Source organism: Pseudomonas sp. ANT_J12 (assembly GCF_008370045.1).
Lineage (GTDB): Bacteria > Pseudomonadota > Gammaproteobacteria > Pseudomonadales > Pseudomonadaceae > Aquipseudomonas.
The window spans coordinates 1-19,669 of record NZ_VOBN01000021.1 but is presented as its reverse complement, the minus strand read 5'-3'; the positions used below and the strand labels follow the sequence as shown (position 1 = coordinate 19,669).

Genomic DNA, 19,669 nt, shown 5'->3' with positions numbered 1-19,669 from the left:
TTATCGGCGCGCTGGGGGCGAGCTTTAGTACGCGCGTGCAAGAAAACGGATCGAGGGACGGACGGTGCGCAAAAGGTGCGTATCGTAAACGGTACAAACCGACTACATCGGCAGTTATGACAGACGATCGATCGGCTACAGCAAACTTTAAAAGTTCATATAGGCCAATGAAACTGGGCACTTGGTGGTTTGTATCGTAAATGTACGAAAATTGTAAAAAGTAGAAATATTTGTAGGTGGACGTCCTCGTCGCGCCGATACTTCCCCGCATTCATCTCGGTTAAACAAGGATTTTTTATGTTCCCGTCGCAAGGACATTCCTCTCTTCTCACGCTGGCAGGAGTTCGGTCATGACGATTGGTCTGGTCGGCAACTGGACGGCGAAGGCCGGCGTATTTGTTCGACAGGGTTCGGTCAATGCCAAGCCACTGAGCCAAAGCGTCAAGGCGCGAGAGATTTTGAGTCAGGTGGGCACCAACCCGTTGTCGCTCGACAAGGCAAAGATGGATTCCATGTCGATGTGGAAGCAGGTCAAGGGCTTCGACCCGGAAAACGTTTCGGTCAAGCAGCTCGGCAACATGAGCACCTTTCTCAAGCAGAACGGCATCATCAGCGATGTGACGGCGCTGACGCTGCTGAACGCGGGAAACGAGTTCGATAAATTTGGCGTGCCGAAGGACGTGGACGCGAAATTCAATGCCCTGGAATACTTTGCCATCCAACTGGACACCATCCAGAGCAATAACCTGAAGGGCAACAAGTACGCCAACTACCTGGTGCCCGAATACAAGAAAGCCATTTACGCCCTGCAAAACCTCAAGACCTACGGCGAAACCAACGGCCCGGTCAAGAAGAAGTAAGGCGTCATCCTCTGACCCGACCCGCACCGGGTCAGAGGACGGCTGTTCAGCGGTCGAGCAACTTCATCACCTCTTCGGGGTAACGCAAGCCGGCGGTGGCCTCGGCCGGGAAGATCGCTTCCAGCGCCTGCAACTCGCTGTTGCTCAGTTTCACCTCCAGTGCCGCCACATTTTCCTCCAGGTATTTACGTTGCTTGGTCCCGGGAATCGGGATCAGGTAGTCGCCTTGCGCCAGGACCCAGGCCAACGCCAGTTGCCCGGCGGTCACGCCCTTATCCGCCGCCAGCGCCTGGACTTGCTGCACCAGCAGCAGGTTTTTCGCGAAATTCTCCCCTTGAAAACGTGGGCTGAAGCGGCGGTAGTCATCCGCGGCAAAGTCGTCCGGGCTTTTGAGCGCGCCGGTCAAAAACCCCCGACCGAGCGGGCTGTAGGGCACAAACGCAATGCCCAGGCGCTGGCATGCCGCCAGGCAGCCGTTGTCTTCCTGATCGCGGCTCCACAACGAGAATTCACTTTGCAACGCGCTGATCGGATGCACCTTGTGCGCCCGTTCCAGCGTGGCGGCCGAGGCCTCGCTCAAACCCAGGTAACGCACCTTGCCGGCCTGCACCAGTTCGGCCATGGCGCCGACGGTTTCCTCAATGGCCACTTGCGGGTCGATCCGGTGCTGGTAGTACAAGTCCAGGGTGTCGACGCCCAGGCGTTTCAACGTGCCGTCGATCGATTGGCGGATGTACTCGGGGCGGCCATCGACACCCCGCGCGGTCGGGTTGGCCGGGTCGCGCACGATCCCGAACTTGCTGGCCAGGAACACTTGGTCACGCTTGCCGGCAATGGCTTTGCCGATCAGTTCTTCATTGGTGTGCGGGCCGTACATGTCGGCGGTGTCGAGCAGGTTGATCCCCAGTTCCAGCGCCCGGTGCAGGGTGGCGGTGGCTTCGCGGGTGTCGGTGCCGGTGGTGTAGAAATCGGTCATGCCCATGCAGCCCAGACCGATGGCGCTTACCTGTGGTCCGTTCTTGCCCAATTGACGTGTTTGCATGAGATCAGCTCCTTGAATGGTGAGCCGCCATTGTTCACCTCGACACAAAGCAGATAAACCGGCTAAAACTGCTATCACTATTCGCTATTTCTAAATAATTAGCAGGTGCAGCAGAACCATGGACCGTCTCAACGCCATGCGCGTGTTTACCCGGATCGTCGAGTCGGGCGGCTTTGCCAAAGCGGCGGACAGCCTGCAAATGCCCCGGGCCTCGGTGACCATTCTGATCAAGCAACTGGAGGCCCACCTGGGGGTGCAACTGCTGCAGCGCACCACCCGGCAAGTCAGCCTGACCCTCGACGGCGCGGCGTATTACCCGCGATGCGTGCGTTTGCTGGCGGATCTTGAGGAAACCGAAGCGGTGTTTTCCGCCGCCCGGCACAACCCCAAAGGCTTGCTGCGGGTGGACATGCCGGCGGGGATCGGGCGTCTGATCGTGATTCCGGCACTGGCGCAATTCACCGACAGGTACCCGTTGATCGAGCTGGAAATCAGCTTGAACGACCGCACGGTGGACCTGATTCGCGAAGGCGTGGACTGTGTGCTGCGTGGCGGTTCACCGCTGGATGACTCACTGGTGGCGCGGCCGCTGGTCACGCTCGATCAGGTGACCTGCGCCAGCCCCGACTACTTGCGGCGTCACGGCGTACCCCTGAACACCTCGCAGCTGCAAGGTCATCAGATGGTGGAGTATTTCTCCGCGACCACGGGCACGCGCTTCGGGCTTGAGTTTGTGGTCGAGGGGCAGGTGCAACCGGTCAATTTGCCGAAGCGGATTTCGGTCAACAGCGCCGATGGTTACATGGCCGCGTGCGAGGCCGGGTATGGATTGGTCCAGGCCCCGTATTACCACGTGGCGCGGCAATTGGAGGAAGGGCGCCTGTGCGAGGTGCTCAGGGAGGCGCCGCCCCCGGGCATGCCGTTGACGGCGCTGTACCCGCCACACCGCCAGTTATCCCGGCGGGTGCGGGTGTTTGTCGACTGGCTGGTTGAACTCTGCGCGCAACCGGGCCAGCCTTTTTACCGAGATGATTCAGGCCGCTGAACGATCGGCGTCGGGGTCCGTTGAGCGTTGCAGCGTGTGATGCAGGTGTTGCATGTGCAAGCAGTGCAGGTCCAGCGCGCGTGACCGGGCGCCGCGATGAAACAGGGCGAGCCATCGCGCCTGATCAGGTGCAGGCATCACCCCGGTGAAGACGAAGCCCTTGCTGTTCAAGCGTTCGACATCCTCGGCAAAGCGCGATGACAGGGCCAGCCGGACCGAAATCAGCCAGTTCCAGGGCAATTCCGTCAGCTGATCGAGCAGGCGTTTGTCCAGGCGTTCGATGACAACATCCACCCTCTGGTGATGCTGCTTCATCTGCAGGGGCCGCGACAGGTAGTCCGGCACAAACGGGTCGCTGCCGAACAGCGACCCCAGATGCTGCATAAACCCTCGGCAGCTTGGCGGCCACGCGATGTCGGGCAGCGGGCAACTGCGCCCGGCGAGCGGATGGACGCCGACGACGACGCTTTCCGGCAAGGCTTCGGCGAAGGGCGACGGCACGTAGTCCGGCAGCAACCCGGTGCAATGGAACCCCAGCGTTTGCGCCATGCGTTGGGTGTAAGGGTGGTGGGTGACCTGTTTGATCAGGACACAACGACCCGCGACCGCACGGGAGTGTTCCAGCAATTCACGGCCCAGGCGCGTGGCGATGTTCTGTCCGCGCGCCTGCGGGTGGACGACGCTGAGGGCCAGTTCGGCGATGTCGGTCGGGTGCTTGTCCCGGCATAACGCCGCGTGCCCGAGGACCTGCGAGCCGTCCACCGCGAGCATGGATTGCCAGCGCCCGTCGTTGTTGTGCTGGGTGATCAACGTCGGCAGATACACATCCGGCTGCACGTAGTGTTGGCCGTACACCTGTCGAAAAAGCCCGCTGACCGCCGCGGCATCGGAAGGCCGGAAGGGGCGGAAAATCAGCTGACTCATGGCCTGGTCTCCGGCGCGGGCGTGTACTCGCGCAAATCCAGGACACGCAGTTGTTTGCCCGAGCGCGGATGCAACGCCAGGTCAGTAACGGCACAAGGGAGAACCTGGAAATCCAGCAAACCGTCTTTGTTCAGGCTGTCGATGGCGGGGTAGTGGGCCATGAGTGCCAGGCGCAACGCCTGGCTCGGCGCTTCGATGGCGTGGGCGCCGTCTTCGGGGACCCAATGCACGCTCAACAGGTCCTTGTGGCCCACCTGTTCGATCCGCAACTGCCACTGCTCGCTGTGGGTGACGCGCTGGACGATGTGGTGTATCTCGTCGGTCAGCAGCGACATCACCCCCACGCGCACCCGCTGACTGTGGACGCTGCGGCCCCTGAGGGCGAATTTACGCCTTGGCGTACCCGCGGGCTCAAGCCAGCAGGCGCGATCACCGACCGGGTAGCGCAGCAGCGGCATCAACCGGCGATTCAGATTGGTCACCACCAACAGGCCCATACGGTGGCACTCATCAATGATGTCGCCGCTGAACTCGTCGATGATCTCGAGCACGGTGTGCTGGTCGAACACCCGATGTTCACCCAGCGCACAGTCTCGGTCGCTGGCCCCGATCAGCCCGGCATCGACACTGGCATAACCGATGGAGGCGACGCGGGCATTGGGGAAGACCTTGGCGAAGATCGGCAGTTGGCTGGCAAACACGCTTTCACCGCCGTAGAGCAGGGTGTCGACGCCACTCAACACGTGCCCATGCTCTGCCAGATACGCCGCATATTTGAGCAACTGTGCCGGTATGCCCGCCAGGACATTGATCCGGTGGTCGCCAATCGCCGCTGTCAGCCCCCGGAAATCGACGTTGCCGGTAAAGGGAAACTCACTGATCGACACCCGCACATGGGTCAGTGACTCGTGGATAAACAGAAAGCTGGCGCAAAGGTCCCCGGAAAAAAACAGGTTGGCGACCCGGTCGCCATTGTTCAATTGCGACGACAGACTTTCACCGAAAGTCGTGACCAGGGTTCGCCATTCTTCGTGGGTGTAAACCGCCAATTTACCCTGGCTGGTGGTGCCTCCGGTTTTAAACAACAGCGCGTTGTCGACCGGTGCCGTCAGTACCGGCCACTGTTTCAAGTCATGGCTGCCTGCCCAATAGTTGTTTGCGTCGATCAAGGGAATATCGTTTGTGGTGAATCCCTGTAACGGTAAGTGTTTGAGGTGCTGATGATAAAAACGCGAATGTTCACGTATGTATTGCACCAGTTGTTCGAGGGTCAATAGTTCTTTCACTGGAATTCCTTTTTCAGGTTTTAATCTACGGTTAATAAATAATAATTATTGTTGTTTGCGTTGGTCGATAACTAACGGGGTCTTGCCGCTGTGGCGGTTTCGTTCAAATTGAGTGGCGGCGCAGGTATTAACTTCAAGGATCAGCAGTGCGCCGACAAGGGCCGTTTCAAGTGCCGGGTCGGACACCAATCGGGCGCGAACCTGTTGCGCCTCGCCCTCGGCATGCACCACCAGGCGCTCGCACCCGTCGGGCCCATGGTCGAGCACCATTTGAATGGGCACGCCTGCGCAGTGGGCCAGGTGTGAAGGCGAAACGAATACGGTACCGATTCGCAACAATTGCCCATGGCGCTCCAGCAATTGGAACCGTGGCGAACTCAGTCCGCAGGGACAGTTCCCATGCACCCAGCGCCCGGTGTCGCCCACTTCGTAGCGGCGCACGGTCTGACTGTGGCGGGCTCGCGAGGTGAACAGCAGGCGTCCGACCTGACCGTCCTGGACGGGCACATCCTGTTCCAGGTCAACGATTTCCAGATGCTGGGTATCGCACATCAAGTGAAAGATGCCATCGGTGGTCGCCGCGCAGGCATGGCCCAGGGGGCCGGCGTCCACCGAACCGTAGATCGCCGAGCGAATCGTCGACACGCTGCAGCTTTCCATCAATTGACGACTGGCCAATCCGAGATGCTCGCCAGCGAGAAACACCTTGCGGATACCCCCATAGGCTCGCAGGGTTTTCTGTTCGTTGAAAAACAGCCGGTGCAGGGTGCTCGGCATGCCGATCAGCACGTTGACGTTTTGCTGCACGATCAGCCGGGCGATTTCGCTGAAGTTATCGTCATGCGGCGCGCCCATGGGCAAATGGGTGATGTCCATCAGTTGCAGAACCCAGGAGAAACTGGAAAAACCGCCGTAAAGACTGCCGCCATAGAACAGGTTCATCACTCGGTCCTGTGCCGGATCAAGCCCGGCGGCGAACAGCCCGTCAGCCGCCGCGCGCATTTGCCGCTGAAAGTCGCGGTAGCTGAAACCGGCCAGCGCCGGGGTGCCGCTGCTGCCGCCGGAGCGAAAGAACAGCTGCGCCGACGGGGCGATGGGCTGGGCCTGGAAGGCGTGTTTGTCCATGATCGCCAAACCCGTGGTGTCCACGGCGGCGGGCAGTGCGTCGAGGCACGCATGGCTGCTCAGCACATCAGCGGGCAGGCTCACCGAGAGGCGGCGGCTCAGGCGGGCCAGCGCGTACACGCCATCGTGGGGCTCGCCGGCATAGCCGTCGTGGATCGCGCCCGCTGGCGCAATGCGCGTGACGCCGGCGTTGACCAGGGTTCGCACCAACTCCGGTGTGTGTGCCGGCGGGCAAATCAAGGCGCAGCTTTGCAGCACGGTGCGCCAGGGCAGCAGGGTTTCGGCAATCAGCGCCTGCGGCACCGGTTTGAGCAGCAGGGTCCGAAACAGCGGGGAGGGGGCGAGGGTTTGATGATGCTCCCAGATGACCCGCCAACCCGCTTCGCTCCAGACCTCACCGGTGTGCCCGGCAAAACATTGTTCCAGGCGCGCCATGGCGCAGCGGGTGGTGATTTCCGAGGCTTCCTGGTCGGACGGGACCAGCGCCGGCCAGTGCGCGTTGCGACGCTTGAACGCCTCGGTCAGGCGCACGCCCATGTCGTGCAGGATGGCCGGGTCATCGCTGTCCACCAGCACCCATTGCGGGCTGGAACAGGCTTGTTGATCGAGGCGACAGACTTCGTCCACCAGGGCATCCAGTGCGTCCGGTTGTGCCGCTTCCGGTGAGAGATAAGCGAAGCTGATGCGGTGCCCCCAGTCGATCCAGCGACAGCCGATGGGCACTTGGCTGCGAATCGCCTTGAGCGCGGTTTCGCCGCCCCACGCCGCCACGGCATCGGCCCGGGTGCAGAGGCGTGCAATGTCTGCGGTCGCCACGGGCAGCACCGCGATAAAGTCGGCCAGCCGGCCATTGCTGTCACACCGGCCGAGGGCCTCCAGCAGGCGTGCTGTCAGCCCTTGGTCGCTGGAACTGGGGCGCAACCAGTTGACGTTGCCGGCCAGCAGGCTTTCCAGGACCGCACAAAAGGCGAGCATCGGCGCATTGGCCGGCGTGATGTGTACCACCAGCCCCAGCGGGTGCCAGCTTTCGAAGCGCGGTTGCCGGTAGTCGATGCGTCGCAGGGAGCGTGGTTGTACACCCAGTTCGCGCTCCAGTTTGGGATTCAGATGCTCGGGCTGGCAGAAATCGATCAGTGCCAGGCGTTGATCGTCCTCCAGGCCGAAGTCGAGCTCGCCCGTTTGCAGTTGCCGGGCAAAGCGTGCGGCCGAGGCCACGACGGTGTCACTGTCGATAGGGCTCATCAGCAAGCGCGGCAAGGCCTGGTGCAGAGCATTCAGGGCGGTATCGAGGGCAAGGTCGGCGTGCAGTTGGCCGTTGATCAAATACATCTCAAGCCCTCCCGAGCAGTTCGGCGGCGGCCATGGCGCAGCTACGGCCGGGGCTGGTGCCGGCACGTCCATGCAACTGGAACCAGTCAGTGGCCAGACCGCAGCCGCAGGTTGCGCCGGGGTACAAGGTGGCCAGGTCGCTCATGACCACGGCATGGGCCGGGCTCGACGAAATATAAGGTGATACGAAGTTCAGCAGGCCGCTTTGGCCATAGGGCTGGACGCTGAAGTCAGCTGGATTGCGCACGAAAACCTTCGAGTAAACCGGTACATGGAAATGATGATGGGCACATTCGATATAGGGCACCGCGTGCTCGACCGCGCCGTAGCCGTCGCGGCAGCGGGCCGGTTCGATGCCCAGTTGCTGCCCGATCCGTTCATAGAGTCGAGCCCGGGAAATCTCCTGCGCGGCGTGGTTTTTCCAGCCGCCGCCGAGAAACACCAATGACCCGGCAGGCAAATCCAGCGGCGCCAGGCCCGTCGCCTGCATGCGTTGCAGCGTCTGCCAGAGGAACGCCGGAAAACCGAAAATGCGCACGGGGAGCTGTTCTTCGGCGAACGCCTGCAAGGCGCGGATCACGCCGAACAGGTCGAACTCGTGACCATCGCCGGTGCGCCGCAGGGCATAGACGACTCGGTTGGCGGGGGCATAACGACACAGAAATTGATCGGTGTAAGCGGTACCCAGGCGGTTGTCAGGCTCGGGTTCATAGCTGAGCAGCAAGTAGTTGCACGGGGTGTCCGGGGTGTCCCAGCCATACTGCTGGAAAATCCGTGTGACCATGCCTTGGGCGGCGGCCATGCTGCGATCGTCATAGCGCATGCGGCTCTTCTGGCCGCTGGTGCCGGACGAGGTCAGTTCCAGCGCGCCCTCAGCGGTGGGGCTCAATAGCAGCTGTTTTTTGAAAAAACTGGCGAAGATCGGCGGCAGGCGCGACCAGTCCTCCAGGGTGTCCAGAGCCTGGGCATCCAGGCCGTGGCTGTGCAGCCAACGTTCGTAGCCGGGGGTATGGTGGCAATGAAACAGGCTGGTTTCAGCCATGGCGCGATCGAACAAACCCGGCGGTACAGCCTCCAGGTCATAAGGTTGCACCAGCGCGCACAACGCGTCGGTGTTGGGAAGATGAATCATCGAAATTCCTTTTTTGATTGTTTGATTCAGACGGCGACCGAGGGGTGGCACCGTCGTAGAAATGCGTGCAAAGGCACCAGGCACAGCAGCCCCGCCGTAGCGGCGATCAAGGCGAACGACTCCAGGCTGTCACCGGCCCCGAGCGCCGCAATCAGTGACCCGACGCCGCCCATGATCGAGATGGACAACATGCCGATCATGGCCGACACCAGTCCCTTGCTGTCCTCGCTGGAAAACAGCGCCAAGCGGTACAGCGCGGCATTGCTCATGCCCAGGCCGACGGCGTAGATCGCCAGGCACCCGACCAGTAACCCGGTCGACGCCCCGTAAAAGCCAACGATCAGGAGTGCCGCGAGCCCGGCGCAAAACGGCCAGAGTGCATAGCGCACCAGTTGTGGCAGGGCCGATCCGGTAATAAAGCGGTCGAGCAGCAAGTTGCCGAGAATGACCGCGCCGAACACCGGGATCTGCCAGAGCCCGTAGTGCAGGACTGACAGGCCCTGACCCTGGATTAACAACAACGGCGACAGGCCGATCCAGGCAATCAGCGGCAAGCTCATCAGCCCCAGGGCGACGGACGACAGCACAAACCCCCGGTTGCGCAACAACACGCCGTAGCGGCGCACGGTGGCGCGCACGTCGAAGGGCTTGTCGGTGGCTGCGCCGCCCAAGGTTCGCGGAATGAAGACATACAAGCTGACCCAGACCGCCAGGGCGGCGATGCCGAGCAATAAAAACAGCTCTCGCCACGACAGCCATTGCAATAACAAGCTGCCGAACAAAGGCCCCAGCAGTGGCGAGAGCAGGGCAATGTTCCCCAGCCACGCCATGATCCGCACCGCATCGGCCTCGCAGAACACTTCCTGCAAGGCGGGATAACTGACGGCGATGACAAAGCCCAGGCCCATGCCCTGGATCAGGCGCAAGCCGTTGAATGCTCCGATCCCTTGCACCCAGTACGTCGCGCCACAGGCCAGGGCAAATAGCGCACTGCCGATCAGCAGCAGCGGACGACGCCCGTAGTGATCGGACAGCGGGCCGATCAGCCACTGCAACAGCACACCGCCGGTCAAATACAGGGTGAATGCATACGGGACATATTCAGGACGGGTGTTCAATTGTTCGGTGACGGTTAGCATGGCGGGCATGATCAAATCGCTGGCCATATAGGTCAGTAGTTCGAAAACAGCGACAGCCAGGCAAAAGCCGGTCAGTTGGAAGCGTCTCCGGTTAGTTGATGAAGTGTGCATGATATCCTTGTCGATACTGTAAAGTTCAAGTTGTAACGCGTGTTGCGTTATATCGAGAGTAATCATCTAACGATATTCGCTCTAGTGCGCGATTGAGACTTATAGTTTCAAGGGTTTGCCATGTATTTCAATAATTCGGAATGAACTAATGAAAGGCGCGACTGTGGATCCTAAGTTTCAAAAAAAGTTGAGAGATTAATAAACGAAAAATGCCCGCAGCAGGGCGGGCATTTGTTCAGGATTGATTAAAAAGAAGTGAATATTTTCTAACGGGTCGAACTAGCGGTGTTGGTAATAACCTGGTCCGCCACGATCATAGTGGTGGTCGCCATGCCAGCCTCCGTGGGGAAAAATGATACAGCCGCTCAGGGACAGGAGAGCGATCAGGGGAATCAGCAGTGTGATTCGACGAAGCATTTCAGAATCCTCATGGTTAGCGCCGCAATGAAGCCAAAACTCTTCATCGGCTGTAACATGAGACTTCGTTTGCACCTGTTCATCCCCGCCAGAAGGTAGGGGCTTGGCATGCAAGCGGATACAAACCGGATACATTTCAAGTTTCAGGAACCCGCAATGACCCAGTCGCAACGTTTGAAATACTCGATTCTGATCTCCCTGGTCGTCCTGGGGATCATGTTCGGCCTTTCCTATCTGCAAAATGCAGGGATCATCAGCGAGAAGCTGTTCCAGTACATCGCCATCGGCGTGGCCGTGATCGTGGTCATCGTCAATGGCGTGATGCGCCGCAAGGTCAAGCCTTGAGCGAAGCGTGCGAGGCCGATTCGCTGTAGAGAATGGCAATGGCCTGCGGATGCAGGCTATAGCTCTTGTCCGGATTGAGCGTGATCACGCCCTCGCTGCATAGCCGCTTCAACACCTCCCGCACACTCAGGAAGGACAGGGGAATATCCAGGTCCAGCAAATGCGTGTGCACGCCGCGCACGCCCAGGTTGCGTTCGCTTTCGGCGGCGCTGAGCAGGGCGTCGATGACTTTGAGGCGAATCAGGCTGGTTCTCAGGCCAAAGCTCTTGAGCAGTACCCGGATTCGTTCGTTTCCGTGGCGATCGGCTCGTTCAAAGATCCCGGAGCCGTGGCTCATGGAAACGCTCTTTGGCGCATGGCTACCGTCCGTTGGCAGTTGCGAGTTGTACATGCAAAAACTCCTTTTCAGAGCCTGATCAGGAAAAAAATGAGGGTGCTCTCAATCATTAAGACGGACGAGCACGGCAAATCATGAAGACGTTGATGTAGAAAATTTGTCGAGGCCACGTGAGCGCCATGTGATACGGCCGCCGATGATCGTCGCGCCGCCTAAATTTCCTGATGTTTTTTTCGTTCCTAAGGCCAGGCACATTCCGTGTTGTACGCCGGATGTGATTTTTCAGGGCCATGTCCATCAGGAGCGAGCGTGATTATTAGCAGGCAGTTAACCCGGTTGAGTCTTGCAGGTGTGATGCTGGGGTTGAGCCTTGCGGCCAGCGCCCGCAGTGCACCGGAATCTTCGGCCGTGGATATTCGGCGCACCAGTTTCGGCGTGCCGCACATTCGTGCCGAGAACGAACGCGGGCTCGGTTACGGCATCGGCTACGCCTACGCCCAGGACAACCTGTGCCTGATGGCCAACGAGATCGTCACCGTCAACGGCGAGCGCTCGAAGTATTTCGGCCCGGAACAGTTCACCCTCGAAGAACGCGCCAACCTGGCCAGCGACCTGTTTTTCAACTGGCTGAATACGCCCCAGGCGGTGGCCGGTTTCTGGCAGGCGCAAACCCCGCAAGTCAAGGAGCTGATCGACGGTTACGTGGCGGGTTACAACCGCTCGCTGGCCGAGCGCCAGGCCCAGGGTTTGCCGGCGCAATGCCAGGGTGACTGGGTTCGCCCGATTGCCGCGCAGGACCTGGTGAAGCTCACGCGGCGCCTGCTGGTCGAAGGCGGGGTCGGGCAGTTTGCCGAAGCACTGGCCGGCGCGACGCCGCCAGCGAGCGTCGCCCAAGCGGCGGCGGGGGCGCAGTCGTTCCTGGCGGCCGCCGAGCGCCAGCAACGCTTTGCCCTGGATCGCGGCAGCAACGCGGTGGCGATTGGCAGCGAGCGCTCATTCAACGGTCGCGGCATGCTGCTGGCCAACCCGCATTTCCCTTGGGTCGGCGGGATGCGCTTCTACCAGATGCACCTGACCATCCCCGGCAAACTGGACGTGATGGGCGCGGCGTTGCCCGGTCTGCCGATGATCAACATCGGGTTCAATCAGCACCTGGCGTGGACCCACACGGTGGATTCGTCCAAGCATTTCACCTTGTATCGCCTGCAACTGGACCCCAAGGATTCCACCCGTTACCTGCTGGATGGCAAGTCGTTGCCGCTGGATAAACAGACGCTGATGGTCAACGTGAAACAGCCGGACGGCCAGGTCAAAGCGGTGTCCCACGTGGTCTACAGCTCGGTGTTCGGCCCCGTGGTGCAGTGGCCGGGCAAGCTCGATTGGGACAAGCAGTTCGCCTACAGCCTGCGCGATGCCAACCTGGACAACAATCGCGTCCTGCAGCAGTGGTACGCGATGAATCGCGCCACCAGCCTCAAGGAATTGCAGGCCTCGGTGCACAAGATCCAGGGCATCCCGTGGGTCAACACCCTGGCGGCGGATGATCAGGGGCAGACGCTGTACATGAACCTGTCGGTGGTGCCGAACGTCAATGCTGACAAACTGGCCAAGTGCAGCGATCCGCGCGCCGGGTTGCAGATGATCGTGCTCGATGGTTCCAACAGTGCCTGCGCCTGGGACATCGACCCGAAGGCCGCGCAACAGGGCATTTACGCGGCGGACCAGTTACCGCAGCTGCTGCGCAAAGACTTTGTGCAGCATTCCAACGATTCCGCCTGGCTGGCCAACCCGGCGCAACCGCTCACCGGTTTCTCGCCACTGATCAGCCAGGACAGCCAGCCGTTGGGGTTGCGCTCGCGTTTTGCCCTGGATCGCCTGGGCTCGCTGGCCAAGGCCGGGCCGGTGGCGGCGGCGGATCTGCAACGGATGGTGATGGATGATCAGGTGTATCTGGTGGCACAGGTCATGCCGGACCTGCTGAACTTCTGTAGCACGGATCTGGGGGCGGATGCCGCGACACTCGCACCGGTGTGCGCCAGCCTGAAGGCGTGGGATGGCCGGGCGAATCTGGACAGCGGGCTGGGCCTGGTGCATTTCAATATCGTCATGGAGTCGTTGCAGCTTTTACCTGACGTCTGGCGTGTGGTCTTCGATCCGAAAGACGCGCAACACACCCCGCGGGGATTGGCTTTCGAACGACCAGACGTTGCCAAAGCCATCCGCGAGGCGATGCTCGCGTCCGTGGAACGGACCGCCCATATGGGACTCAAGCCGGACAGCCGCTGGGGCGACATTCAGGTGGTCAGCAGCGGCGGACAACAAACGTCGATCCACGGCGGGCCGGGCACATTGGGGATTTATAACGCGATCCAGAGCGTCCCGAGAACCGACGGCAAACTGGAAGTGGTCAGCGGCACCAGTTACCTGCAAATCGTGACCTTCGATGACAAAGGTCCGCACGCCCAGGGATTGCTGGCGTTCTCGTTGTCCAGTGACCCGGCATCGAAATACGCCCGGGACCAGACGCAGGCGTTCTCGAAGAAGCAGTTGAGTGTGTTGCCGTTCACCGAGCAGCAGATCAAGGCTGATCCGCAGTATCAGGTGCAGACGCTGCGCGAATCGGATGAAAAAGCCGGGAAGATAGCGGCGCAATAAACACCGCGCGACAAGTTGTAGCCAACACGAAGGCCGCCTCCCCAAAGGGACGCGGCCTTCAGCTTTTTGGTGCTTGCTGCGGAATCGAATTGAGCACCGGGTTGCCGTTCTCGTTGCGAGTCAGGTACACCGGCAATACCCGGGGCAGGGACGCCACCAGGTTGTTGAGTTCCTTGATGTTGTAGATGCCGCCGATGCGGATCGACGCGGTGCTGTTATCGGCCACCATCACCGGTTTGCTCAGGTAACGGTTGATCAGCGGCAAGGCCTCGCTCAGGGGTAAGTCGTCGAGCACCAGTTTGCCGCTGCGCCAGGCCAGGGCGTTGTCGTTGGCGTAGGTCTGGCTGATCTGCGGCATGTAGTCGCCGTGGCGAAAGCGGGCCTGCATCGCTGGCCCCAGGCGCAAGCCGTCGCCGGCCAGGGCGTCGTTGCTGGTGACCAGCACCGAGCCTTCGATCAGGTTCACCCGCACCTGATCTTCATACAGCCACACGTTGAATTTAGTGCCCGTTACTCGAATCCGGCCTTCGGCGGCCTTGACGATGAAAGGGTGGGTCATGTCGTGGGTGACACTGAAGAACGCTTCACCCTTTTTCAACGTGACCCGACGCTCATCCTTGTAATTGCTGAAGGTCAGTTCACTGCCCAGGTTCAGCTCCACCTGGCTGCCGTCGTTCAGGGTGACATGACGCACTGTGTCACTGGCTTCGAAATGCTGATAGGCGTTGGGCAGCCAGCCGAGGTTCCAGCCGCTGTACGCCGCCAGCGGCAGCGCCAGGGCGCAGACAGCCGCGGTGATGCCGTAGCGGCGCCAGGAGGTGGCACGTTGGTTGGGCAGCAGGGGCTCGGCGGACTCAGGGTGTGGCAAATCGCCTGCGACCTCCCAGATTTCCAGCATGGCTTCGAACTCGAAGGCATGCAGCGGATGAGCGTCGCGCCATTGTTCGAACGCCTGGCGCTCCTCGGCGGTGCAGTCGATGGCGTGCAGACGCATGCACCAGTGCGCAGCGGCATCGGTGATGGCGTCGTATTCGGCTTCCGAGAAGGTGTGTTCGGTCATTGACTCATCCTGATTTGCTGCATTCTAACCTTGCGGGCGAGGTGCCGAGAACATCCGTCATGGCAATTACCCATCAAAGTGGAACTTATTTTCCCCGCTGACGCCCAAAAACCAGGACGCATGACGCCTACTATCCACAAATGGAGTGAAAAAATGATCAAAAGAACCTTCGCCGCCCTGATTGCCACCGCCTGTCTGTTCAGCGCTGGCGCTGCATTGGCCGATCGCCCGGGCGCAGGCTGGATCACCATCGAGAAGGCCATCGAAACCGCGAAGACCAAGGCCGGTTACGTCGAGGTCTACGAGATCGAAGCCGATAACAATGGTTACTGGAAAGGCGAGGGCCGCAAGGCCGATGGCGTGGTCTACGAGTTCCGCATTGATGGCGCCTCCGGCAACATCCTGCGCGACCAGAAAGACTAAACCTGTCGGGGCACTGTCATCACAGTGCCCCGATCACTGTTTTATGGCGTGCTGGTGTGCAGTTGCCGCCCCAGGTGAGTGATCAGCCAGGTCACCGAATCGGCATTGCCCAGTTGTACCGCCAGCCTCACCGAGGCATCCCTCATGAATACCTTTCAGGGGAGCGGGGCAGAGGTCATGGTTTTTCCTCGATGGGGTGGAGGAAAAACGGTAAGGCTGGGGCACGGCGGGTGTGCGGTACATATTGCTGAGGTATTCGAAGTTTCGAGGCTTGACAGGCACCCTGCGCAACAGCGCTTAATCGGCCATGTTTTTTGGGTTGCCGCGCAACCCGTTTCAGCCTGTAGCCCGCACTCAATAATAAAACTGGAGCCTCAGATGACCGCAACACCCGCCTCTTCGAACACGCAAACCCTGGACTTCAATTCACTCGTTCAATTGCTCGAACACATCTTCCTGCGCCACGGCACCTCGGCCGAGGTCGCCAACACACTGGCCCTGAACTGCGCCGGCGCCGAACGCGACGGCGCCCACAGCCACGGCGTGTTCCGGATTCCCGGTTATGTGTCGACGCTCAACAGCGGCTGGGTCAATGGCCAGGCGGTGCCGGTGGTTGAAGACGTGGCCTCGGGCTTTGTCCGCGTCGATGCCGGCGGTGGCTTCGCCCAACCCGCCCTGGCCGCCGCCCGTGCATTGCTGGTGGAAAAAGCCCGCAGCGCCGGGATTGCCGTGTTGGCGATCCGCAATTCCCATCACTTCGCTGCGCTGTGGCCAGACGTCGAACCGTTCGCCTATGAAGGCCTGGTGGCCCTCAGCGTGGTCAACAGCATGACGTGCGTGGTGCCCCACGGCGCCGATCGCCCACTGTTCGGCACCAACCCGATTGCTTTCGCCGCGCCACGGGCGGATGGCGACCCCATCGTGTTCGACCTGGCCACCAGTGCCATCGCCCATGGCGACGTGCAGATCGCCGCGCGCAACGGCGAGCGCCTGTCGCCGGGCATGGGCGTGGACAGCCTGGGCCAGCCGACCCAGGACCCGAAAGCGATTCTCGAGGGCGGTGCGTTGCTGCCGTTCGGCGGGCACAAGGGCTCGGCGTTGTCGATGATGGTGGAGTTGCTGGCCGCGGCGTTAACCGGCGGCAATTTTTCTTTCGAATTCGATTGGTCGAACCACCCGGGGGCGAAGACGCCGTGGACCGGGCAACTGCTGATCGTGATCGACCCGAGCAAGGCCGTCGGGCAGAACTTCGCCGAACGCAGCCAGGAACTGGTGCGGCAGATGCATGGCGTGGGGTTGAAGCGCTTGCCGGGGGATCGGCGGCATCACCAGCGTGCCAAATCAGCGACTGGGGGGATCGAGTTGGAGGCGGATGTTTTGGCGAATTTGCGGGAATTGGCTGGGCTCTGAGCCTTGTGAAGCAAAAAAGGCGAGCATCAAGCTCGCCTTTTTTTATGCAGGACCGATCAACGACGACCGAGCAACAACCCGACCACCAGGCCGAAACCGGCAGAAATCGCCACGGTCTGCCACGGGTGACCACCGATATAGGTTTCAGTGGCGTCGACCGCCGGTTTGGTGCGTTCGCGCACGCTGGTTACTGATTCCAGCGCCTGTTGCAGCTTCTGGGCGACTTGTCCGCGCAGGGTATCGGCTTCCTCGCCCACCAGCGACGCACTGCTTTTGAGCAGCTTGTCCGATTCTTCGATCAGCGCCTGAAGCTCACTGAATGCCTGATCCTTGATTTGGTCTGCGGCGTTTTGTACGGCTGTTTTGCGGGCCATTGAGTAACTCCTTGCGGGTAAGTGGGCAGTGAACAATGGAGTCTCGGGCGATTGAAAAAGTTGCACTCATTTTGTGTGCAGGCTCCACCCTGAGGAAAAATCCAGGGTCGGAGATTTCCTCCTACGGTGTAAGATGTCGCCTATTTACGCCGCAGGTATTTCCCATGAGCTTCAATCTGGCCGACAAACCCCTTGCCGAGCGCGCTGCGCTTGAAGACGAAAAATCCCGTCTGTTCGACCTCTGGCAAAGCAACCTGGGCAAGTCCAAAGGCGAAGCGGCGCGGTTATTCGGTGAACGGGCCAAGCGCAAAGGCAAATGGGCTGAATGGGTTCGCTCCGAGCTCGACCTCCTGTCGCCGCCGGAATACGCCAACATGGTGCGCAGTGAAGTCAATCGCCTGATGGCCGCCAAATAACCCGTCAATGACCGCCGCAAAACCCTGTAGGAGCGAGGCTTGCCCGCGAAGGCGTCATATCATCCAGCATCGACGTCGAATGACACACCGCCTTCGCTGTAGGAGCAAGGCTTGCCCGCGATGACGATCTCAAGGATGCCATCGCGGGCAAGCCTTGCTCCTACAGGGTGGGGCGTCGTTTATAGGCGTGAGTCGTGCGGGGAAAAATCGCCACAATCGCCTCACGCACCTTCAACACCACCGGATCCAGTTGCGCGCTGGTGCGCCAGCCCAGTTCGATGGGGTAACGCGGCAACGCCAGCGGGCAGGGCAGCAGCGTCAGACCGCTGAGTGCAGCGATGCTTTGCGCGGCGTGGGCCGGAATGGTCGCCACTGCCTGGCTGCCCTTGAGTAGATGCGGCAACGCCGCAAAGTGTGTGGTCGAGGCGCACACCCGCCGACTCAAGCCCAGCGCCGCCAGCCCCTCATCGGTGATCCCGATAAAACCGCCCGACGACACCAGAATGTGCTCCCGCGCGACGAATTCCTCCAGGCTGAGGGCTTGCTGCCCTGGCGCCAGGCTGATCGGGTCGACCAGGCACAGATAACCCCCTTCGCCCAGCACCTGCCGGCTGAGCAAGCGCTCGGCAAAACCGCCCGCCGTGATCGCCAGGTCGATGCTGCGTTCCATCAAGGCCTGGGCGACGATCTGGCTGTGGGTCTGGCGGAAGATCAACCGCAGTTTTGGCGCGGCGCGGGCGATCTCGTCAATCAGCCGCCGCCCGTAGGCAATCTCGAAGTCATCCGACAGCCCCACGGTGACCGAACGACCTTCGTAGTGACCGGCCGCCGGGTCGACCATGGCCAGGCTCTGTCGGCATTTGTTCAGCGCATCGCTGACCACCGGTTTGAGCTGATTGGCCTTGAGCGTCGGCGCCAAACCGCGCCCGGTGCGCACGAACAATTGATCGCCATACACCTCCCGCAGCCGGCGCAATGCCGCGCTGACCGCCGATTGCGTGACGCCCAGGCGCAGCGCGGCACGGCTGGCGCTGGACTCTTCGTGCAAGGCTTCGAAGACTTTGAGCAGGTTGAGATCGACGGTGGCGATATTCATGGTGTTCATATCATTCAGCAGCGAACGGGGCTTTATTCATGATCCGGTGGCGACCGAGAATGAGCAACACCTCATTACCTTCGGAGTTATCGCCATGTCCAGGTCCATCGTTGCTGCCCTGCAAATCGGCGCCTTGCCCGGTGGCAAGGGCGAAACCCTGGAACAGATCCTGTCCTGGGAAAACCCCATCATCGAGTCCGGTGCCGCGCTGGTGGTCATGCCGGAAGCGCTACTGGGCGGTTATCCCAAGGGCGAAGGGTTTGGCACGCAACTGGGTTACCGCTTGCCAGAAGGCCGTGACGCATTTGCGCGGTACTTCGCCAACGCCATTGACGTGCCGGGCGTCGAGACCGAAGCCTTGGCCGGGTTGTCGGCGCGCACCGGGGCCAATCTGGTCATCGGCGTGATCGAACGCGCGGGCAGCACCTTGCATTGCACCGCGTTGTACTTCGACCCTGCGGCCGGGCTGGTCGCCAAACACCGCAAACTGATGCCGACCGGCACCGAACGGCTGATCTGGGGCAAAGGCGATGGCTCGACGTTGTCGGTGATCGACAGCCAGGTCGGGCGCCTCGGCGCCGTGGTGTGCTGGGAAAACATGATGCCGTTGCTGCGCACCGCGATGTACGCCAAAGGCGTCGAAGTGTGGTGTGCACCGACCGTGGATGAACGCGAGATGTGGCAGGTCAGCATGCGCCACATCGCCCATGAGGGCCGGTGCTTTGTGGTCAGTGCCTGTCAGGTGCAGGACTCGCCGCAAGCCTTGGGCGTGGACATTGCCAACTGGCCGGCGGATCGACCGTTGATAGCCGGTGGCAGTGTGATCGTCGGGCCGATGGGCGACATTCTGGCCGGGCCGCTGCGGGGCGGGCCGGGTTTGCTGACCGCTGAAATCGACACCGACGAACTGATCCGTGCGCGTTACGACTTCGACGTGGTGGGGCACTATGCGCGGCCGGATGTGTTCGAGCTGAGCGTGGATGAGCGCGCCAAACCGGGCGTGCGCTTCACCGCATAATCCTCGGTTGCCACAAACCCTGTGTGCGCTTCACCGCATATCTTTCGGTTGCGGCATCCCTGTAGGAGCGAGGCTTGCCCGCGAAGGCGGTGTGTCAGTCGACATCTATGTTGGATGACACTCCG

18 protein-coding genes are annotated in these 19,669 nt (G+C 61.0%); 8 read left to right on the top strand and 10 right to left on the bottom strand.

What is annotated here, in order from left to right:
* The first annotated feature begins 350 nt into the window (after positions 1–350).
* On the top strand, positions 351–860 hold the full coding sequence (locus tag FQ192_RS28145) for a hypothetical protein (RefSeq protein ID WP_149661449.1): 510 nt from the start codon (positions 351–353) through the stop codon (positions 858–860).
* Between the two features lie 46 nt (positions 861–906).
* Here FQ192_RS28145 and FQ192_RS28140 read toward each other — a convergent pair whose 3' ends face one another.
* Positions 907–1,902: an aldo/keto reductase gene (locus tag FQ192_RS28140; RefSeq protein ID WP_149661448.1), complete on the bottom strand. Its 996-nt coding sequence runs from the start codon at positions 1,900–1,902 to the stop codon at positions 907–909.
* A gap of 118 nt (positions 1,903–2,020) precedes the next feature.
* On the opposite strand from FQ192_RS28140, the gene FQ192_RS28135 reads away from it, so the two are divergent.
* The gene (locus tag FQ192_RS28135; protein WP_149661447.1) at positions 2,021–2,947 is read left to right on the top strand and encodes a LysR family transcriptional regulator; all 927 of its coding nucleotides are present in this window, start codon (positions 2,021–2,023) and stop codon (positions 2,945–2,947) included.
* Here FQ192_RS28135 and FQ192_RS28130 read toward each other — a convergent pair.
* From FQ192_RS28130 to FQ192_RS28110, 5 genes are read right to left on the bottom strand one after another with little or no spacing between them, the layout of a single operon-like run.
* Complete coding sequence (locus tag FQ192_RS28130; RefSeq protein WP_149661446.1) at positions 2,936–3,871, bottom strand: GNAT family N-acetyltransferase; 936 nt, start codon at positions 3,869–3,871, stop codon at positions 2,936–2,938. The two genes, FQ192_RS28135 and FQ192_RS28130, sit on opposite strands and share 12 nt — an antisense overlap.
* Positions 3,868–5,157: an AMP-binding protein gene (locus FQ192_RS28125; protein WP_149661445.1), complete on the bottom strand. Its 1,290-nt coding sequence runs from the start codon at positions 5,155–5,157 to the stop codon at positions 3,868–3,870. The genes FQ192_RS28130 and FQ192_RS28125 overlap by 4 nt, the downstream gene beginning before the upstream one ends.
* A gap of 45 nt (positions 5,158–5,202) precedes the next feature.
* The gene (locus tag FQ192_RS28120; RefSeq protein ID WP_149661444.1) at positions 5,203–7,611 is read right to left on the bottom strand and encodes an acyl-CoA reductase; all 2,409 of its coding nucleotides are present in this window, start codon (positions 7,609–7,611) and stop codon (positions 5,203–5,205) included.
* 1 nt (position 7,612) lies between these two features.
* Positions 7,613–8,743 (bottom strand): acyl-protein synthase, encoded by a 1,131-nt coding sequence (locus tag FQ192_RS28115; protein ID WP_149661443.1) that lies wholly within the window; start codon positions 8,741–8,743, stop codon positions 7,613–7,615.
* Between the two features lie 26 nt (positions 8,744–8,769).
* The gene (locus FQ192_RS28110) at positions 8,770–9,993 is read right to left on the bottom strand and encodes an MFS transporter (RefSeq protein WP_149661442.1); all 1,224 of its coding nucleotides are present in this window, start codon (positions 9,991–9,993) and stop codon (positions 8,770–8,772) included.
* Between the two features lie 573 nt (positions 9,994–10,566).
* Between FQ192_RS28110 and FQ192_RS28100 the strand changes: the two genes are divergently transcribed.
* The gene (locus tag FQ192_RS28100; protein ID WP_149661440.1) at positions 10,567–10,755 is read left to right on the top strand and encodes a hypothetical protein; all 189 of its coding nucleotides are present in this window, start codon (positions 10,567–10,569) and stop codon (positions 10,753–10,755) included.
* Here FQ192_RS28100 and FQ192_RS28095 read toward each other — a convergent pair.
* Positions 10,745–11,146, bottom strand: a complete 402-nt coding sequence (locus tag FQ192_RS28095) for a fe2+ zn2+ uptake regulation protein (protein ID WP_149661439.1) — start codon at positions 11,144–11,146, stop codon at positions 10,745–10,747. The two genes, FQ192_RS28100 and FQ192_RS28095, sit on opposite strands and share 11 nt — an antisense overlap.
* Positions 11,147–11,401: 255 nt before the next feature.
* Between FQ192_RS28095 and FQ192_RS28090 the strand changes: the two genes are divergently transcribed.
* Complete coding sequence (locus tag FQ192_RS28090) at positions 11,402–13,747, top strand: acylase (RefSeq protein WP_149661438.1); 2,346 nt, start codon at positions 11,402–11,404, stop codon at positions 13,745–13,747.
* Positions 13,748–13,805: 58 nt separating this feature from the next.
* Here the strand turns inward: FQ192_RS28090 and FQ192_RS28085 are convergent, their stop codons facing one another.
* Complete coding sequence (locus FQ192_RS28085; protein WP_149661437.1) at positions 13,806–14,807, bottom strand: FecR family protein; 1,002 nt, start codon at positions 14,805–14,807, stop codon at positions 13,806–13,808.
* 153 nt (positions 14,808–14,960) lie between these two features.
* Here FQ192_RS28085 and FQ192_RS28080 point away from each other — a divergent pair, with 153 nt between their 5' ends.
* Both FQ192_RS28080 and FQ192_RS28075 read left to right on the top strand, forming a co-directional pair.
* The gene (locus FQ192_RS28080; protein ID WP_149661436.1) at positions 14,961–15,230 is read left to right on the top strand and encodes a PepSY domain-containing protein; all 270 of its coding nucleotides are present in this window, start codon (positions 14,961–14,963) and stop codon (positions 15,228–15,230) included.
* Between the two features lie 378 nt (positions 15,231–15,608).
* Positions 15,609–16,640: an Ldh family oxidoreductase gene (locus FQ192_RS28075; RefSeq protein WP_149661435.1), complete on the top strand. Its 1,032-nt coding sequence runs from the start codon at positions 15,609–15,611 to the stop codon at positions 16,638–16,640.
* Between the two features lie 56 nt (positions 16,641–16,696).
* Here FQ192_RS28075 and FQ192_RS28070 read toward each other — a convergent pair whose 3' ends face one another.
* On the bottom strand, positions 16,697–17,014 hold the full coding sequence (locus tag FQ192_RS28070) for a YqjD family protein (protein ID WP_149661434.1): 318 nt from the start codon (positions 17,012–17,014) through the stop codon (positions 16,697–16,699).
* A 164-nt stretch (positions 17,015–17,178) separates the two neighbouring features.
* Between FQ192_RS28070 and FQ192_RS28065 the strand changes: the two genes are divergently transcribed.
* Positions 17,179–17,430: a hypothetical protein gene (locus tag FQ192_RS28065; protein WP_054046380.1), complete on the top strand. Its 252-nt coding sequence runs from the start codon at positions 17,179–17,181 to the stop codon at positions 17,428–17,430.
* 160 nt (positions 17,431–17,590) lie between these two features.
* Here FQ192_RS28065 and FQ192_RS28060 read toward each other — a convergent pair whose 3' ends face one another.
* Entirely contained in the window at positions 17,591–18,535 is a 945-nt protein-coding gene (locus FQ192_RS28060; protein WP_149661433.1) for a LysR family transcriptional regulator, read from the bottom strand.
* Between the two features lie 85 nt (positions 18,536–18,620).
* Here FQ192_RS28060 and FQ192_RS28055 point away from each other — a divergent pair, with 85 nt between their 5' ends.
* Positions 18,621–19,544 carry a carbon-nitrogen hydrolase family protein gene (locus FQ192_RS28055; RefSeq protein ID WP_149661432.1) on the top strand — a complete coding sequence of 308 codons (924 nt, stop codon included), beginning with the start codon at positions 18,621–18,623 and terminating at the stop codon, positions 19,542–19,544.
* The last annotated feature ends 125 nt before the right edge of the window (positions 19,545–19,669 follow it).

Excerpts from the sequence above, each read along its gene's own strand:
- FQ192_RS28075 (WP_149661435.1), top strand. The coding sequence starts at position 15,609 with ATGACCGCAACACCCGCCTCTTCGAACACGCAAACCCTGGACTTCAAT.
- FQ192_RS28100 (WP_149661440.1), top strand. The coding sequence starts at position 10,567 with ATGACCCAGTCGCAACGTTTGAAATACTCGATTCTGATCTCCCTGGTC.
- FQ192_RS28095 (WP_149661439.1), bottom strand. The coding sequence starts at position 11,146 with ATGTACAACTCGCAACTGCCAACGGACGGTAGCCATGCGCCAAAGAGC.
- FQ192_RS28070 (WP_149661434.1), bottom strand. The coding sequence starts at position 17,014 with ATGGCCCGCAAAACAGCCGTACAAAACGCCGCAGACCAAATCAAGGAT.
- FQ192_RS28145 (WP_149661449.1), top strand. The coding sequence starts at position 351 with ATGACGATTGGTCTGGTCGGCAACTGGACGGCGAAGGCCGGCGTATTT.
- FQ192_RS28120 (WP_149661444.1), bottom strand. The coding sequence starts at position 7,611 with ATGTATTTGATCAACGGCCAACTGCACGCCGACCTTGCCCTCGATACC.
- FQ192_RS28060 (WP_149661433.1), bottom strand. The coding sequence starts at position 18,535 with ATGAACACCATGAATATCGCCACCGTCGATCTCAACCTGCTCAAAGTC.
- FQ192_RS28140 (WP_149661448.1), bottom strand. The coding sequence starts at position 1,902 with ATGCAAACACGTCAATTGGGCAAGAACGGACCACAGGTAAGCGCCATC.
- FQ192_RS28055 (WP_149661432.1), top strand. The coding sequence starts at position 18,621 with ATGTCCAGGTCCATCGTTGCTGCCCTGCAAATCGGCGCCTTGCCCGGT.
- FQ192_RS28065 (WP_054046380.1), top strand. The coding sequence starts at position 17,179 with ATGAGCTTCAATCTGGCCGACAAACCCCTTGCCGAGCGCGCTGCGCTT.
- FQ192_RS28085 (WP_149661437.1), bottom strand. The coding sequence starts at position 14,807 with ATGACCGAACACACCTTCTCGGAAGCCGAATACGACGCCATCACCGAT.
- FQ192_RS28130 (WP_149661446.1), bottom strand. The coding sequence starts at position 3,871 with ATGAGTCAGCTGATTTTCCGCCCCTTCCGGCCTTCCGATGCCGCGGCG.
- FQ192_RS28110 (WP_149661442.1), bottom strand. The coding sequence starts at position 9,993 with ATGCACACTTCATCAACTAACCGGAGACGCTTCCAACTGACCGGCTTT.
- FQ192_RS28080 (WP_149661436.1), top strand. The coding sequence starts at position 14,961 with ATGATCAAAAGAACCTTCGCCGCCCTGATTGCCACCGCCTGTCTGTTC.
- FQ192_RS28135 (WP_149661447.1), top strand. The coding sequence starts at position 2,021 with ATGGACCGTCTCAACGCCATGCGCGTGTTTACCCGGATCGTCGAGTCG.
- FQ192_RS28115 (WP_149661443.1), bottom strand. The coding sequence starts at position 8,743 with ATGATTCATCTTCCCAACACCGACGCGTTGTGCGCGCTGGTGCAACCT.